Source organism: Pantoea sp. F_5 (assembly GCF_008631595.1).
In the GTDB taxonomy this organism is placed as follows: Bacteria; Pseudomonadota; Gammaproteobacteria; order Enterobacterales; family Enterobacteriaceae; genus Pantoea; species Pantoea gossypiicola.
In genome coordinates this window covers 308,915-322,064 of record NZ_VWUO01000004.1, presented here as the reverse complement: position 1 = coordinate 322,064, position 13,150 = coordinate 308,915, and the positions used below count along the sequence as shown (strand labels likewise).

13 protein-coding genes, 2 tRNA genes and 1 other RNA gene are annotated in these 13,150 nt (G+C 54.1%); 7 read left to right on the top strand and 9 right to left on the bottom strand.

Annotation, left to right across the window (positions count from 1 at the left end; translation table 11 throughout):
• The first annotated feature begins 1 nt into the window (after nt 1).
• On the top strand, nt 2–283 hold the full coding sequence (locus F3I44_RS08165; RefSeq protein WP_013358061.1) for a YeaC family protein: 282 nt from the start codon (nt 2–4) through the stop codon (nt 281–283).
• A 28-nt stretch (nt 284–311) separates the two neighbouring features.
• On the opposite strand, the gene pncA is transcribed toward F3I44_RS08165, so the two are convergent.
• From pncA to sppA, 3 genes are all read right to left on the bottom strand, one after another.
• A complete protein-coding gene (gene pncA, locus F3I44_RS08160; RefSeq protein WP_150015157.1) occupies nt 312–920 on the bottom strand; it encodes a bifunctional nicotinamidase/pyrazinamidase in 609 nt (202 codons plus the stop codon).
• 16 nt (nt 921–936) lie between these two features.
• Nucleotides 937–1,950 (bottom strand): asparaginase, encoded by a 1,014-nt coding sequence (gene ansA / locus F3I44_RS08155; RefSeq protein WP_150015156.1) that lies wholly within the window; start codon nt 1,948–1,950, stop codon nt 937–939.
• Nucleotides 1,951–2,035: 85 nt separating this feature from the next.
• Nucleotides 2,036–3,898, bottom strand: coding sequence for a signal peptide peptidase SppA (gene sppA / locus F3I44_RS08150; protein ID WP_150015155.1), 1,863 nt, complete (start codon nt 3,896–3,898; stop codon nt 2,036–2,038).
• A 173-nt stretch (nt 3,899–4,071) separates the two neighbouring features.
• Between sppA and F3I44_RS08145 the strand changes: the two genes are divergently transcribed.
• The 3 genes from F3I44_RS08145 to F3I44_RS08135 all read left to right on the top strand — a co-directional run bounded on the left by F3I44_RS08145 (nt 4,072) and on the right by F3I44_RS08135 (nt 7,042).
• Complete coding sequence (locus F3I44_RS08145) at nt 4,072–4,623, top strand: NAD(P)H nitroreductase (RefSeq protein ID WP_150015154.1); 552 nt, start codon at nt 4,072–4,074, stop codon at nt 4,621–4,623.
• Nucleotides 4,624–4,817: 194 nt separating this feature from the next.
• On the top strand, nt 4,818–6,734 hold the full coding sequence (locus tag F3I44_RS08140; RefSeq protein WP_150015153.1) for a DNA topoisomerase III: 1,917 nt from the start codon (nt 4,818–4,820) through the stop codon (nt 6,732–6,734).
• Complete coding sequence (locus F3I44_RS08135; protein WP_150015152.1) at nt 6,731–7,042, top strand: YnjH family protein; 312 nt, start codon at nt 6,731–6,733, stop codon at nt 7,040–7,042. Before F3I44_RS08140 ends, F3I44_RS08135 begins: the two co-directional genes overlap by 4 nt.
• Before the next feature lie 33 nt (nt 7,043–7,075).
• Here the strand turns inward: F3I44_RS08135 and xthA are convergent, their stop codons facing one another.
• The 6 genes from xthA to F3I44_RS08105 all read right to left on the bottom strand — a co-directional run bounded on the left by xthA (nt 7,076) and on the right by F3I44_RS08105 (nt 9,934).
• Nucleotides 7,076–7,882: an exodeoxyribonuclease III gene (xthA, locus tag F3I44_RS08130; RefSeq protein ID WP_150015151.1), complete on the bottom strand. Its 807-nt coding sequence runs from the start codon at nt 7,880–7,882 to the stop codon at nt 7,076–7,078.
• Between the two features lie 170 nt (nt 7,883–8,052).
• Nucleotides 8,053–8,180: non-coding RNA, RtT sRNA (locus F3I44_RS08125), on the bottom strand.
• A gap of 41 nt (nt 8,181–8,221) precedes the next feature.
• Nucleotides 8,222–8,306, bottom strand: a tRNA-Tyr gene (locus F3I44_RS08120).
• A 38-nt stretch (nt 8,307–8,344) separates the two neighbouring features.
• Nucleotides 8,345–8,429 (bottom strand) — tRNA-Tyr (locus tag F3I44_RS08115).
• A 144-nt stretch (nt 8,430–8,573) separates the two neighbouring features.
• Entirely contained in the window at nt 8,574–9,422 is an 849-nt protein-coding gene (purU, locus tag F3I44_RS08110) for a formyltetrahydrofolate deformylase (protein ID WP_150015150.1), read from the bottom strand.
• A 56-nt stretch (nt 9,423–9,478) separates the two neighbouring features.
• The gene (locus F3I44_RS08105) at nt 9,479–9,934 is read right to left on the bottom strand and encodes a YchJ family protein (protein WP_150015149.1); all 456 of its coding nucleotides are present in this window, start codon (nt 9,932–9,934) and stop codon (nt 9,479–9,481) included.
• Between the two features lie 96 nt (nt 9,935–10,030).
• On the opposite strand from F3I44_RS08105, the gene rssA reads away from it, so the two are divergent.
• From rssA to galU, 3 genes are all read left to right on the top strand, one after another.
• A complete protein-coding gene (gene rssA, locus F3I44_RS08100; protein WP_150015148.1) occupies nt 10,031–10,930 on the top strand; it encodes a patatin-like phospholipase RssA in 900 nt (299 codons plus the stop codon).
• A 99-nt stretch (nt 10,931–11,029) separates the two neighbouring features.
• Nucleotides 11,030–12,046, top strand: a complete 1,017-nt coding sequence (gene rssB / locus F3I44_RS08095) for a two-component system response regulator RssB (RefSeq protein ID WP_150015147.1) — start codon at nt 11,030–11,032, stop codon at nt 12,044–12,046.
• A 193-nt stretch (nt 12,047–12,239) separates the two neighbouring features.
• Nucleotides 12,240–13,148 carry a UTP--glucose-1-phosphate uridylyltransferase GalU gene (galU, locus tag F3I44_RS08090; RefSeq protein WP_150015146.1) on the top strand — a complete coding sequence of 303 codons (909 nt, stop codon included), beginning with the start codon at nt 12,240–12,242 and terminating at the stop codon, nt 13,146–13,148.
• Nucleotides 13,149–13,150 lie beyond the last annotated feature (2 nt).

Below are 13,150 nucleotides of genomic sequence, written 5' to 3'. Positions count from 1 at the left end.
GATGAAGGAACAACTTGAAGCAATGCTTGCGTCGATGACGCCTGAAGTCTATGAGCGACTGGCAACAGCCGTTGAGATTGGGAAATGGCCGGATGGCGTGGCACTGACGCAGGAGCAGCGCGACAACTGCCTGCAACTGGTTATGTTGTGGCAGGCAAGACACAACGATGCGCCGCAGCATATGACCATCGCTAAGGGCGGCGAGATGGTAATGAAGTCGAAAAAAGAGCTGAAAGAAGCGTTCGGCATCGACCCGGATGTCACCCGCATTCATCTGCATTAAAAAAAGCTGGCGTCATGCCAGCTCCATTTTAAATCAGAATCGCGCCCTGAGCCGTCATCTGAGCAAAGGCGATTTCACTGTCCTCAGGATTCAGATTAACGCCGCGGCAGCCTTCTTTGACTACCTCGACGTGATACCCCAATTCCAGCGCATCCAGCACGCTATATTTCACGCAGTAATCTGTCGCCAGCCCCAGCATCACCAGATGAGTGATGCCACGCTCACGCAGCCAGCTGTCCAGCTCGGTTTTACGACGGTGGCCATTATCAAAAAAGGCGCTGTAGCTGTCGACATCCTGATCCTCACCTTTATGGAAAATTGCATCGAACAGTGATCGATCCAGAGCGGGATGGAAGTCCGCGCCCGCCGAGCCCTGAATGCCGTGATCGGGCCACCAGATTTGCGCCAGACCATTTAACTCGCCCAGCGTGTAGACCGGCTCACCGGAAACCGAGGCGAAGCTGCCGTGATTGGCCGGGTGCCAGTCCTGCAGCGCCAGTACGCATTCACCGTTTTCACGGAACAAACGCGCATAACGATTAGCCACCTCGACCGTGTGGTCGCCCTCATGGACTGCCATCGGGCCGCCGGGGCAAAAATCGTTCTGAATATCAATAATGATGAGTGCCCGCTTCATTACATGTCGCTCCGTTTCAGTCTTCAGTCAGTTCGCCGCGCAAATTCTGCTGCATTCTGGCACGGATTTGATCGGCAGAGAGTTCCTGACTGAGTAAAAAGTGTAGCTTGGTCAGTGCGGCTTCTACCGTCAGATCAAATCCGCTAATCACACCAGCCTCTTCAAGCGCATTGCCGGTGGCGTATCCGCCCATATTTACCTTGCCTGAAATACACTGGGTCAGGTTCACCACCACGATACCACGTTCGCTGGCCTGCTGAAGTTCGGCCAGAAATTCCTTGTTCTGCGGGGCATTGCCTACGCCATAAGAACGCAGGATCAGCGCCTTCACCGGCTGCCGCAGGAAGTTACGGACCACGTCGGCAGAAATACCAGGATAGAGGGTGACCACACCAATGGGCTGAGGCGTAATGGTGTGAACGTTCAGTTCGCCCTTGCCGGATGGGGCAGGTGGCGTATTGAGGCGGCGAATATGAATGCCCGCTTCCAGCAGTGCAGAGAGGTTCGGCGAGGCAAAGGCGTTGAAGCCATCGGCATGAGCCTTGGTAGTACGGTTGCCGCGATAAAGTGTGTTATTGAAAAACAGAGACACTTCGCTAATCGGATAGTTAGCCGCCACATAGAGGGAATTTAACAGATTCTGCTGACCATCTGAGCGCAGCTCCGCCAGTGGAATCTGTGACCCGGTCACGATCACCGGCTTGGCCAGATTTTCCAGCATGAACGAGAGCGCAGAAGCGGTAAACGCCATGGTGTCCGTGCCATGCAGAATCACAAAGCCATCATAGCGATCGTAATTTTGTCGGATATCGTTGGCGATAAACTGCCAGTCTTCCGGGGTCATATCGGATGAGTCGATCAGCGGCTGATATTCATGGATGGTGAAATCAGGCATCTCGGGACGGTGGAACTCGGGCATATTCGCCAGCTGCTGCTGCAGGTGCCCTGAGACCGGAATGTAGCCCTGCGCAGAGCGCTGCATACCGATTGTCCCGCCCGTGTAGGCTACGTAGATGTTTTTCTTGTGCATTAGAGAACTCAGACTCGCCATAAAACGCGCAGTATAAGGGGAATAGCGGGGAAAAGCAGCCCGACCAGCGGCCGGGCTGAGAGGTTTATCGCACTTCGCCGCAGTTCAGGCAGAAGGCATAACGGTTCTGAGGATCGTTCTGCTTGTCGAAGAGACCCGGCTGGGCTTTCATGGCACTCATCACATCCAGCATCGGTGCGGGCAGCCAGGCTTTCAGCGTATCCGGCAATACGGCCTGTACTGAGGCGTTCATCTGGCCCAGCAGCATATCCAGGAAGGTCGGTTCATCCTGATACCAGCTCAGCATGGGTTTACTGACTTTCGCCAGCTCGCCCGCCTTCTTCACGGCATCATCGAAGTCGCCCAGCGCATCCACCAGACCATTGGCTTTGGCGTCGCTGCCGGTCCAGACATGGCCCTGCGCTATCGCATCAATCTGCTCTGGGGTTTTATGACGCGACTTCGCCACCAGACCCACAAAGTTGCGGTAGCCATTTTCGATAGTCAGCTGCATCAGTTGCTGAACTTCCGCTGGTAGCGCTTTGGTGGTGGAGATGTCCGCCAGCGGGGAGGTCGCGACACCATCTGTGTGCACGCCAATGCTGTCCAGACTGTTCTCCAGCGTATTGATGACGCCGAAGATACCAATCGAGCCAGTCAGCGTACTGGGGTTCGCCACAATGTAGCTGGCAGGCGTTGAGATCCAGTAACCGCCGGATGCCGCCATGCCGCCCATAGAGACCACAATCGGCTTACCTGCGGCCTGGGCCGCCGCCAGCTCTTCACGAATCGCTTCCGAAGCTGTCACGCTGCCACCCGGGCTGTTCACCCGCAGAATGATCGCTTTGATTTTCGGATCGAGACGCGCATCGCGGATCTGAGCGGCTGTTGTGTCGCCCCCCACGTTACCCGGCGTCTCTTCGCCATCCATGATGGCACCGCTGGCCATGACGACCGCAATGTTGCCATCCTGCTGCGAGGAGGTCGGTTTCACGCTGTAGTCATAGATGCTGACGCTACGGTAATCGTTGCTCTGCTTATCCAGACCAAAAGTTTTCACCAGCTCCTGATCGGCTGCTGCACGGGAACCCAGGGCATCGACCAGCTTGTTATCCAGCGCATATTGCGCGGTGTCGCCTTTAACCGCGTTTAAACCAGCAATAATCGCTGCTGCGCCAGGGAAGAGTTGTTCCGGCGTCAGCTGGCGATTCGCCGCCACGGTATTCAGATAGTTCTGCCACAGCTGACCTACCCAGCGGCTGTCAGCATCACGTGCCGCGGGTGACATGTCGTCACGCAGGAATGGCTCGACCGCTGATTTGTAGGTCCCGACACGGAAGACGTGTGACGTGACTTTAAGCTTCTCCAGAAGGGTTTTGTAATAGAGTCCGTTGGTGGCGAAACCATGCAGATCCACGGTGCCCTGCGGCGACAGATAGATTTTCGTGGCGTAGCTGGCAAGGTAGTATTGCGCCTGACTGTAGCTGTCGCCCAGAGCATAAATTGGCTTGCCGCTGTCGCGGAATTCACGCAGTGCTTTACCCACATATTGCAGGGAAGGCTGATCGCCACCAGCAAACTCGCGTAGATCGAGCACCATGCCTTTAATGTTGCTGTCATCTTTTGCCTGGCGAATGGCATCGACCACATCAAACAGCGAATTTTCCTGTAAGCGGTCACTGCTGGCACCCAGCAGCTGGCGGCCAATTTTACTCAGACGGTTGCTTACCGACGGTTTATCCACCAGCACGCCGCTGAGATCGACCTTCAGCGCGCCCTGCTGAATCGGCGCTGAACTGCCGCCCGATCCGCTGACCTGCAGCCAGATCCCCACACCCACCACAATCAATAAAATCAGGAAAATATTCAGAATAAATTCCCTGATAAAATTCAATACCCGCCAGCTCCAGCGGAACAGACCTGCAACTATTCGCCACAATGTGCGCATCAGACTCTCCATAAATATGTAGCAGGAAGTGGCCGCCGCGCGGACCAGACTTCCCCGACGAGCTCATCCTAAAGAGCGGCGTGTGAAAAGTCAGCAGGAAATCACTGCGCACTGTTACAAAAAATCTGCCTGTGCCAGGATAATGGCAACATTACAGAGATCGGGAGAGAAACATGGACGCACTGGAGTTACTGGTCAACCGACGTTCGGCTTCACGCCTGACTGAGCCGGCACCGGCAGGTGACGCACTGGAAAATATCCTGCGGGCTGGCATGCGCGCCCCGGATCACGGCACGCTGCAACCCTGGCGCTTCATCATTGTAGAAAATGAAGGGCGTGACCGGATGAGTCGACTGCTGGAGAAGGCGGCACGCGATAGCCAACTGGATGAAAAGGCGATCAATAAAGCAAGCCAGGCACCGTTTCGCGCACCAATGATTATTACAGTAGTGGCACATTGTGAAGCGCACCTCAAAGTGCCGCGTTGGGAACAGATTGCCTCGGCCAGCTGTGCGGTAATGGCGATGCAGATGGCAGCGCTTGCTCAGGGTTACAACGGTATCTGGCGCAGCGGTCCCTGGACCGATGACGAGCAGGTCCGGCAGGGTTTTGGCTGCCGCGAGCAGGATGCCATCGTCGGCTTCCTTTATCTGGGTACCCCGCAACTGAAATCCAGCACCACGGTGCTCCCGCCTGACACTGCACCATTCGTCCGTTACTTCTGATCTGCCTGTCCGGTTCCGGCGGGGTGCATTTCAGCCCTGCCTTTTGCACGGTTCCTGTGCGAACGATCGCTAACACTGCGCGTCACGCTTACGCCCGACGCCCTGCCAGGCTAACATAGCCCGCGAGATTCAAACCGACAGCGAACAACCGGTTATCACTGTGTTCCCCCTGATGTTAAGGATGTCCTGATTCAATGCGTTTGTTTATTGCGGAAAAACCGAGCCTTGGGCGTGCTATCGCAGATGTGCTGCCGAAACCGCATCGTCGCGGCGATGGCTTTATTGCCTGCGGCAACGATCAGATCGTGACCTGGTGCGTGGGACACCTTCTGGAGCAGGCGCAGCCCGACAGTTATGACAGCCGTTACGCACGCTGGTCGTTGAACGATCTGCCGATCATCCCGGAAAAATGGCAGCTGAAACCGCGTCCGTCAGTTGCGAAGCAGCTGAAAGTGGTTGAAGGTTTGCTGGCGCAGGCGAGTGAAGTGGTGCATGCAGGTGACCCGGATCGGGAAGGGCAGTTGCTGGTAGATGAGGTGCTGGATTATCTGAACCTGCCCGCTGAAAAACGCAGCAAAGTGCAGCGCTGTCTGATCAACGATCTTAACCCTCAGGCAGTGGATCGTGCAGTAAATCGCCTGCGTGAGAACCGCGAGTTTATCCCGCTCTGCGTTTCTGCGCTGGCCCGCGCCCGGGCGGACTGGCTCTACGGCATAAACATGACTCGCGCCTGGACGCTGCTGGGACGCAATGCGGGCTACGATGGCGTGCTGTCGGTGGGTCGGGTGCAGACGCCGGTGCTGGGGCTGGTGGTCCGGCGCGATGAGGAGATCGAAAACTTCGTACCGAAAGATTACTTCGAAGTTAAAGCGCATATCCTCACACCTGATGGTGCCAGATTTATTGCCAGCTGGATCCCCAGCGAAGCCTGTGAGCCGTGGCAGGATGAAGAGGGCCGGCTGCTCAAACGTGCACTGGCCGATCACGTGGTGGCGCGTATCACCGGTCAGCCGGCCATCGTCACGGCCTACAATGATAAGCGCGAAAATGACGTCGCACCGCTGCCATTCTCCCTGTCCAGCCTGCAGATAGAGGCCGCAAAACGTTACGGACTGAGTGCCCAGACGGTCCTGGATACCTGTCAGCGGCTCTATGAAACCCACAAACTGATTACCTACCCGCGTTCAGACAGCCGCTATCTTCCGGAAGAGCATTTTGCCGGTCGTCATGCGGTCTTAAAGGCGATACAGGCGCATCAGCCCCAGCTTACCCCACCAGCAGACTTTAACGCCGATCGCAGAAATCGCTGCTGGGACGATAAAAAAGTCGATGCTCACCACGCCATTATTCCCACGGCCCGAAGCAGAGCGGTAAAGCTCAGCGAAAATGAACAGCATATTTATGAGCTGGTAGCGCGCCAGTATCTGATGCAGTTCTGCCCGGATGCGGTATTCCGTAAATGTGTCATCGACCTTGATATCGCGGGCGGAAAATTTGTGGCGAAAGCGCGCTTCCTGGCTGAGGCAGGCTGGCGGGCACTGCTGGGCAGCAAAGAGCGGGATGAAGAGAACGATGGTATGCCGCTGCCAGTGGTAGCAAAGGGCGATGAGTTGCTGTGTGAGCGTGGCGAGGTGCTGGCGAAGCAGACTCAGCCGCCACGTCCGTTTACTGATGCGACAATTCTTTCTGCAATGACCGGCATAGCCCGTTTCGTTCAGGATAAAGAATTAAAGAAAGTGCTGCGTGCGACCGATGGTTTAGGAACGGAAGCCACACGTGCCGGCATTATCGAATTACTGTTTCGTCGTGGGTTCCTGGTGAAGAAGGGCCGTTACATCAATTCCACGGATGCCGGACGCGCCCTGATTCACTCTCTGCCCGATCTGGCAGCGCGCCCGGATATGACGGCGCAGTGGGAATCGACACTGACGCGTATCAGCGAAAAGGCCTGCCGCTATGATGAGTTTATGCAGCCACTGGTGCAGACCTTAACCGGCCTTATCCAGCAGGCGCGGCATCAGCCTGCGGCGCATGCATTTCGGGGATTACCGTCCACCGGACAGAAACGTCCGGTGCGCAAAATCAGGCGTAAAGTGAAGGAGACGGAATGAGGCGTTATTCAGTATTTCTGGTTGTGGCTCTGACGCTGGCGACCAGCGCAGTGCAGGCTAATAGTCGTTATCAGTCGATGCCACCTCAAGGCAGCAACGGTGGGAATACCGATGTGGTGGTGGATATGCCGCCGGAAGCCTGGACGCAGTCAGAGAGACGTCAGCAGGAGTGTCTTCGCTGCTGTATCTTTGAGAACCGCAACTACACAGAAGGCGCGGTGGTGAAATCTGAGGGCGTGCTGCTGCAGTGCGCGCGTGATGAACAGTCTCTTGGCACCAACAACCTGATCTGGAAAATAGTGAAATAGTCGTCGCGTGGCGCTCTGCCACGCGACCATTAATTAAAAGCGGAAGGTTGACCAGATGGGGGCGTGGTCAGACGGCTTCTCCATGCCCCGAATCTCATAATCAATGCCGCTCTCAACGCAGTGTGCTGCCAGATTTTTACTTGCCAGCACTAAATCAATGCGTAACCCACGATTATCATCAAACCCTTTCGAACGATAATCGAACCAGGAGAAACGGTCCGCCACCTCCGGGTTGTGCTCGCGCCAGGTATCCACCAGTCCCCAGCCCAGCAGGCGATCCATCCACTCGCGCTCTTCCGGCAGGAAAGAGCATTTGCCGGTGCGCAGCCAGCGCTTGCGGCTCTCCTCACCAATACCAATATCCAGATCGGTGCTGCTGATATTCATGTCGCCCATAACCAGAACCGGTTTATCAGCAGGCAGATCGTCGGATAGCAGGCGTTGCAGATCGCGATAGAACTTCTCTTTAGCCGGGAACTTGGTGGGATGGTCGCGACTTTCGCCCTGTGGGAAATAGCCATTGATCACTGTGATGTCGCCGATCGGGCTGGGGATTTCCGCCATAATCAGGCGGCGCTGGGACTCTTCGTCATCGCCCGGAAAGCCCCGGCTCACTGACACGGGCTGCGCTTTGGTCAGCAACGCCACCCCATAGTGGCCTTTCTGTCCATGATAAAAGACGTGATAGCCAAGCTTTGCCACCTCCTCCAGCGGGAACATGTCATCATGGACCTTGGTTTCCTGCAGACCGATCACATCAGGCTGATGCTGTTCGACAAGCGCCTGAAGCTGATGCGGGCGGGCACGCAACCCATTGATGTTAAATGAAACAAATTTCATGAGATCGACCATTGTTCAGCGAGTAATGGGCGAAGATGGTAGCGATTTTTGTTGAAGAAGTCATGGCAGAACAGGCTGAGATTGTGCGAAAGCGGGTAAGAAGGTGAGCAGCTGTAAGGCAGAACAGGAGGCTTTGATATTTGTTTTGGAATTGAGTGCAGCATACGAGATGGTGGTGGGAGAAGGATTATTCGGCGCGTTGCGCCTCACCCTTCGGGCCGCGCTGAAGCGCGTTGTCTCGCGATGCTCGCCCCGAACCTTAGTCGAAGGTTCTCATCCCTCTCCCTGCAGAACAGGAAGCTTTGATATTTGATTTGGAATTGAGTGCAACATACGAGATGGTGGTGGGAGAAGGATTCGAACCTTCGAAGTCTGTGACGGCAGATTTACAGTCTGCTCCCTTTGGCCGCTCGGGAATCCCACCAGGGATAATGAAGTGGCTTAAGATGATTCAGATTCAGATGGTGGTGGGAGAAGGATTCGAACCTTCGAAGTCTGTGACGGCAGATTTACAGTCTGCTCCCTTTGGCCGCTCGGGAATCCCACCATGGCCTGAATCTTTGTCTCTTAAAGCGGGGCGCATCATACCAAATGCGATAAGGGTGTAAAGCGCCCGCTGGCAAAACCACAACTGTTTGCCCACTTTTTACGCGTAGCGCTGAATCTGCAGACAATTCAGCGTCCTGGCTGATTAAAGAATAATCGTACGGTTGCCGTAAACGAACACGCGCTGTCCCAGCACTTTATACAGTGCGTTGCTCAGGACATTCTTTTCTACGTCGCGGCCGGCACGCATCATCTCATCCGCGGTATAGCTGTGATCAACGTTAATCACATCCTGCATGATGATTGGACCTTCATCGAGATTGTCATTCACGTAGTGCGCAGTAGCACCAATGATTTTTACGCCACGCTCATAGGCCTGGTGGTATGGGCGGGCACCGATAAAAGCGGGAAGGAAGGAGTGATGAATATTGATAATCTGGTTCGGATAACGCTGCACGAAAGCGGGCGTCAGAACGCGCATATATTTTGCCAGCACCACGTAATCGGGCTGATAGCGATCAATCTCTTCCACCATGCGGTTATCGTGCTCTTCCCGCGTCAACCCCTCGTGATTCACCAGCACAAAGGGAATATCGAAACGCTCAACCAGTGAACGCAGGGTGTCGTGGTTACCCACAACCGCTGCAATTTCCATATCCAGGCCACCAAATGCGCTCTTCATTAACAGATCGCCCAGGCAGTGTGCCTCTTTAGTCACCAGAATTACCACGCGACGACGACCGGCACTGTGAAGTTCCCGCACTGAACCCTGAGGCAGGGCGCTGTCGAGATCGGCGAGCAGGGTATTATCGTTGAAAATCCCTTCCAGCTCGGTGCGCATGAAAAAACGCCCGGTGCGATGATCAACAAACTCATTGTTCTGCACGATATTAAGTTCGTGCTTGTAACAAATATTGGTGATTTTGGCGATCAGACCTTTTGCATCGGGACAAATGGTTCGTAAAACTTTTCTTTGCATGGTTTGCGCTTGCATCTCAATCAGAGTCCTGTCAAAGCATTAGGGTGTAAACCGCTGGGGTAGCCGTCAGCTTAACCACAACATTTTTTGTATTTTTTGCCACTGCCGCACGGGCAGGGATCGTTACGCCCCACGGGCAGTATTGTACCGTCAACATAGTACCAGCGTTGATCCTCGCGAAGAAAGCGTGAACGCTCATGAATAGCATGAATGTTGGCTTTCTCGCGGTATCGCGCAAAAAAGGTAACGAAGGCTTCGTTCTCATGGCTTCCATGATTACAACAGGTTACATTCAGGCTTAGCCATTCGGTGCATGGAAAACTTTCAGATAAAAGCCCCGATAGCGCCGGATGGCGTTTGTCAGGATGCCAGGTAGCAACCAGATAGTCCGCATTCTGCTGAACATAGGCGCAATAACGGGAACGCATAAGTTGTTCAGCTGTAAAAGGAACCTGGTTACCCTGCAGAAAGGGCCCGCAACATACGCTATACTGCTCTCCGCTACAACATGGGCAGGTTTCTGACACATTGTCTCCCGGGAATGATGAGTCGATTTCACAAGCGCGCTATGTTAGCTGACCCCACGTTGTGGCGCTACGTATTGACGGCAGGACCAGATACAAATGAGAAAGGTAAAAATTGGATTGGCTCTGGGGTCTGGAGCGGCCAAAGGATGGGCGCATATTGGCGTGATTAACGCGCTGGAGCGGGCTGGTATTGAGATCGACGTAGTTGCAGGCTGCTCCGTCGGCGCACTGGTCGGGTCTGCCTATGTGAATAACCGTTTACCGCTGATGGAAAAATGGGTCAGTGCATTTCGCTACTGGGATGTGATTCGCCTGATGGACGTCTCCTGGCAGCGTGGCGGGTTGTTACGCGGCGAAAGAGTATTCAGCCATGTCCGTCAGCTGATTCCCAATGATGCGATTGAACACTGTAATAAACCCTTCGGCGTGGTGGCCACCAACCTCAGTACCGGTCGTGAGCTCTGGCTGACGGAGGGCGATCTTCATCAGGCGGTACGCGCATCCTGCAGTATGCCAGGTTTATTACCGCCGGTGGGCTACAATGGGTATTGGCTGGTGGATGGTGCTGTGGTAAACCCGGTACCGATTTCACTGACGCGAGCCCTGGGGGCAGACATTGTTATCGCCGTTGACTTACAGCATGACGCACATTTAATGCAGCAGGATCTCTTTTCCGTTACACCTCAGAACAGTGAAGAAGCCGCAGCGGCATTGAGTTGGAGTGGAAAGTTGCGACAGCGCCTGGTGAATTTCACCCAGCGCCGTGCATCTCAGTCACCTGGCGCGATGGAGATTATGTCTACCTCTATTCAGGTACTGGAGAATCGCCTTAAGCGAAACCGTATGGCAGGCGATCCACCCGATGTTTTGATACAGCCGGTCTGTCCGCAGATTTCGACGCTGGACTTTCATCGTGCTGAAGAGGCCATTGAGGCAGGCAGGGCCGCCGTAGAGAAGAAAATGGATGAACTATTACCACTGGTCCGTGGCAGATAATCAGGTTGTTCATTCAAAACGGTGACTTCGGGCAATTCTGAAAGGCGCAACTGCGTTTTATGAACCACTATTGAATTATCTGGTACGCAGGGGGAAAGAATGGAAAAACCACTACTCGGCAAAAAGATACTCATTGTCGAAGATGAGGCTGTTTTCCGTTCGTTGCTGGACCAATTTTTGTTATCGATGGGTGCTGTGACGTTACAAGCGGAAGATGGTCTGGAAGCAATTGCACAACTACAACAGCATACTGTCGACCTGATTATCTCCGATCTGGAAATGCCGCGTATGAGTGGCATCCAGTTCGTAGAGCATATTCGTACACGTGGCAATGTCGTGCCGATATTAATCATCTCGGCCACTGAAAACATGTCCGATATCGCTCATGTGCTGCGTCTTGGGGTGCAGGATGTGTTGCTTAAGCCACTCAAAAACTTCGAACGCTTCCGTGAAGCGGTTTATGAGTGCCTTTATCCCTCAATGTTCACCTCTAAAGTGGAGGAGGATGAGCAGCTTTTCCAGGACTGGGATGCGCTGGTTCGCGATCCAAAAGCAGCCGCCAAGCTGCTCAAGCAACTCCAGCCGCCGGTTCAGCAGACCATTGCCAACTGCCGGATTAACTATCGTCAGCTGACGATGGCCGAGCAGCCTGGGCTGGTACTTGATATCGCGGCACTCTCTGATAAAGATCTGGCGTTCTACTGTCTCGACGTGACGCGCGCCGGTGATAACGGCGTGCTGGCGGCACTGCTGCTGCGTGCACTGTTTAATGGCCTGCTGCAGGAGCAGCTCACGGGCCAAAAACAGCGTCTGCCGGAGCTGAATGGACTACTCAGACAGGTCAATCTGCTGCTGCGGCAGGCGAACCTGAGCGGTCAGTTCCCGCTGCTGGTAGGTTACTATCATCGTGGTTTAAAAAATCTGATTCTGGTTTCGGCCGGATTAAACGCCACGCTTCATGTCCATGCCCATCAGATACAGCTCAGTAATGGTGTCCCGCTTGGCACTATGGGCAGCACCCACCTTAATCAAATCAGTCAGCGCGCAGACAACTGGCAGTGCCACGTCTGGGGCGCAGGCGGTCGCATTCGGCTGATGCTGTCGACGGAAGAATAAACCGCCATTACACAGAAATTCTGGCGCTGATCTCAGGGCCAGAGTTTAGCTTTACAGTTGGGTAATTGTCTTAATTTCGCCGGTTTAGTCCCTTCCAGGATAAATCCGTTCGATACTAACTGATATACTCATTTCCGATTTTAAACCGACATATCAAGTATTAACTTGAACGGCCTATGAGAGAGGTATCTTAATGTCTGCCAATAATACCAAAGTAAAAAAAGCGGTAATCCCGGTAGCGGGTTTGGGTACGCGTATGCTCCCGGCTACCAAAGCGATTCCAAAAGAGATGTTACCGCTGGTTGATAAGCCGTTAATCCAGTATGTCGTTAACGAGTGTATCGCTGCTGGCATCAACGAAATTGTGCTGGTTACGCATTCATCAAAAAATGCCATCGAAAACCACTTTGATACCAGCTTCGAACTGGAATCAATGCTGGAAAAACGCGTTAAGCGTCAGCTGCTGGATGAAATCCAGTCAATCTGCCCGCCACACGTTACCATTATGCAGGTCCGTCAGGGCATCGCTAAAGGTCTGGGTCACGCTGTGATGTGTGCACACCCGCTGATCGGTGATGAGCCATTTGCGGTCATCCTGCCAGACGTCATTATCGACGAATATGAATCCAACCCAACCAAAGATAACCTGGCAGAGATGCTGAGCCGTTATGAAGAGTCTGGCCGCAGCCAGATCATGGTTGAGCCGGTTGACGATGTTACCGCGTACGGTGTTGTTGATTGCCAGGGCGCAGAACTGAACCCAGGCGACAGCGCACCTATGGTTGGTGTGGTTGAGAAGCCTAAAGCGTCAGAGTCACCATCAAATCTGGCCGTTGTAGGTCGTTATGTGCTGTCTTCAGAGATCTGGCCACTGCTGGCGAAAACGCCTCCAGGTGCAGGCGGCGAAGTTCAGCTGACTGACTCCATTGCTATGCTGATGGAAAAAGAGACGGTTGAAGCTTATCACCTGAAAGGCGTGAGCCATGACTGTGGTAACAAGCTGGGCTACATGCAGGCTTTCGTTGAGTACGGTGTTCGTCATCCGGTATTGGGCAAAGATTTTTCTGAATGGCTCGATGGCGCAGTTGGCAACAAAAAGTAATT

What these genes read in the sequence shown, in the direction of transcription:
- F3I44_RS08140 (WP_150015153.1), top strand. Translation starts at nt 4,818, where the DNA reads ATGCGTTTGTTTATTGCGGAAAAACCGAGCCTTGGGCGTGCTATCGCA.
- ansA (WP_150015156.1), bottom strand. Translation starts at nt 1,950, where the DNA reads ATGCACAAGAAAAACATCTACGTAGCCTACACGGGCGGGACAATCGGT.
- xthA (WP_150015151.1), bottom strand. Translation starts at nt 7,882, where the DNA reads ATGAAATTTGTTTCATTTAACATCAATGGGTTGCGTGCCCGCCCGCAT.
- pncA (WP_150015157.1), bottom strand. Translation starts at nt 920, where the DNA reads ATGAAGCGGGCACTCATCATTATTGATATTCAGAACGATTTTTGCCCC.
- F3I44_RS08145 (WP_150015154.1), top strand. Translation starts at nt 4,072, where the DNA reads ATGGACGCACTGGAGTTACTGGTCAACCGACGTTCGGCTTCACGCCTG.
- sppA (WP_150015155.1), bottom strand. Translation starts at nt 3,898, where the DNA reads ATGCGCACATTGTGGCGAATAGTTGCAGGTCTGTTCCGCTGGAGCTGG.
- galU (WP_150015146.1), top strand. Translation starts at nt 12,240, where the DNA reads ATGTCTGCCAATAATACCAAAGTAAAAAAAGCGGTAATCCCGGTAGCG.
- purU (WP_150015150.1), bottom strand. Translation starts at nt 9,422, where the DNA reads ATGCAAGCGCAAACCATGCAAAGAAAAGTTTTACGAACCATTTGTCCC.
- rssB (WP_150015147.1), top strand. Translation starts at nt 11,030, where the DNA reads ATGGAAAAACCACTACTCGGCAAAAAGATACTCATTGTCGAAGATGAG.
- F3I44_RS08165 (WP_013358061.1), top strand. Translation starts at nt 2, where the DNA reads ATGAAGGAACAACTTGAAGCAATGCTTGCGTCGATGACGCCTGAAGTC.
- F3I44_RS08135 (WP_150015152.1), top strand. Translation starts at nt 6,731, where the DNA reads ATGAGGCGTTATTCAGTATTTCTGGTTGTGGCTCTGACGCTGGCGACC.
- rssA (WP_150015148.1), top strand. Translation starts at nt 10,031, where the DNA reads ATGAGAAAGGTAAAAATTGGATTGGCTCTGGGGTCTGGAGCGGCCAAA.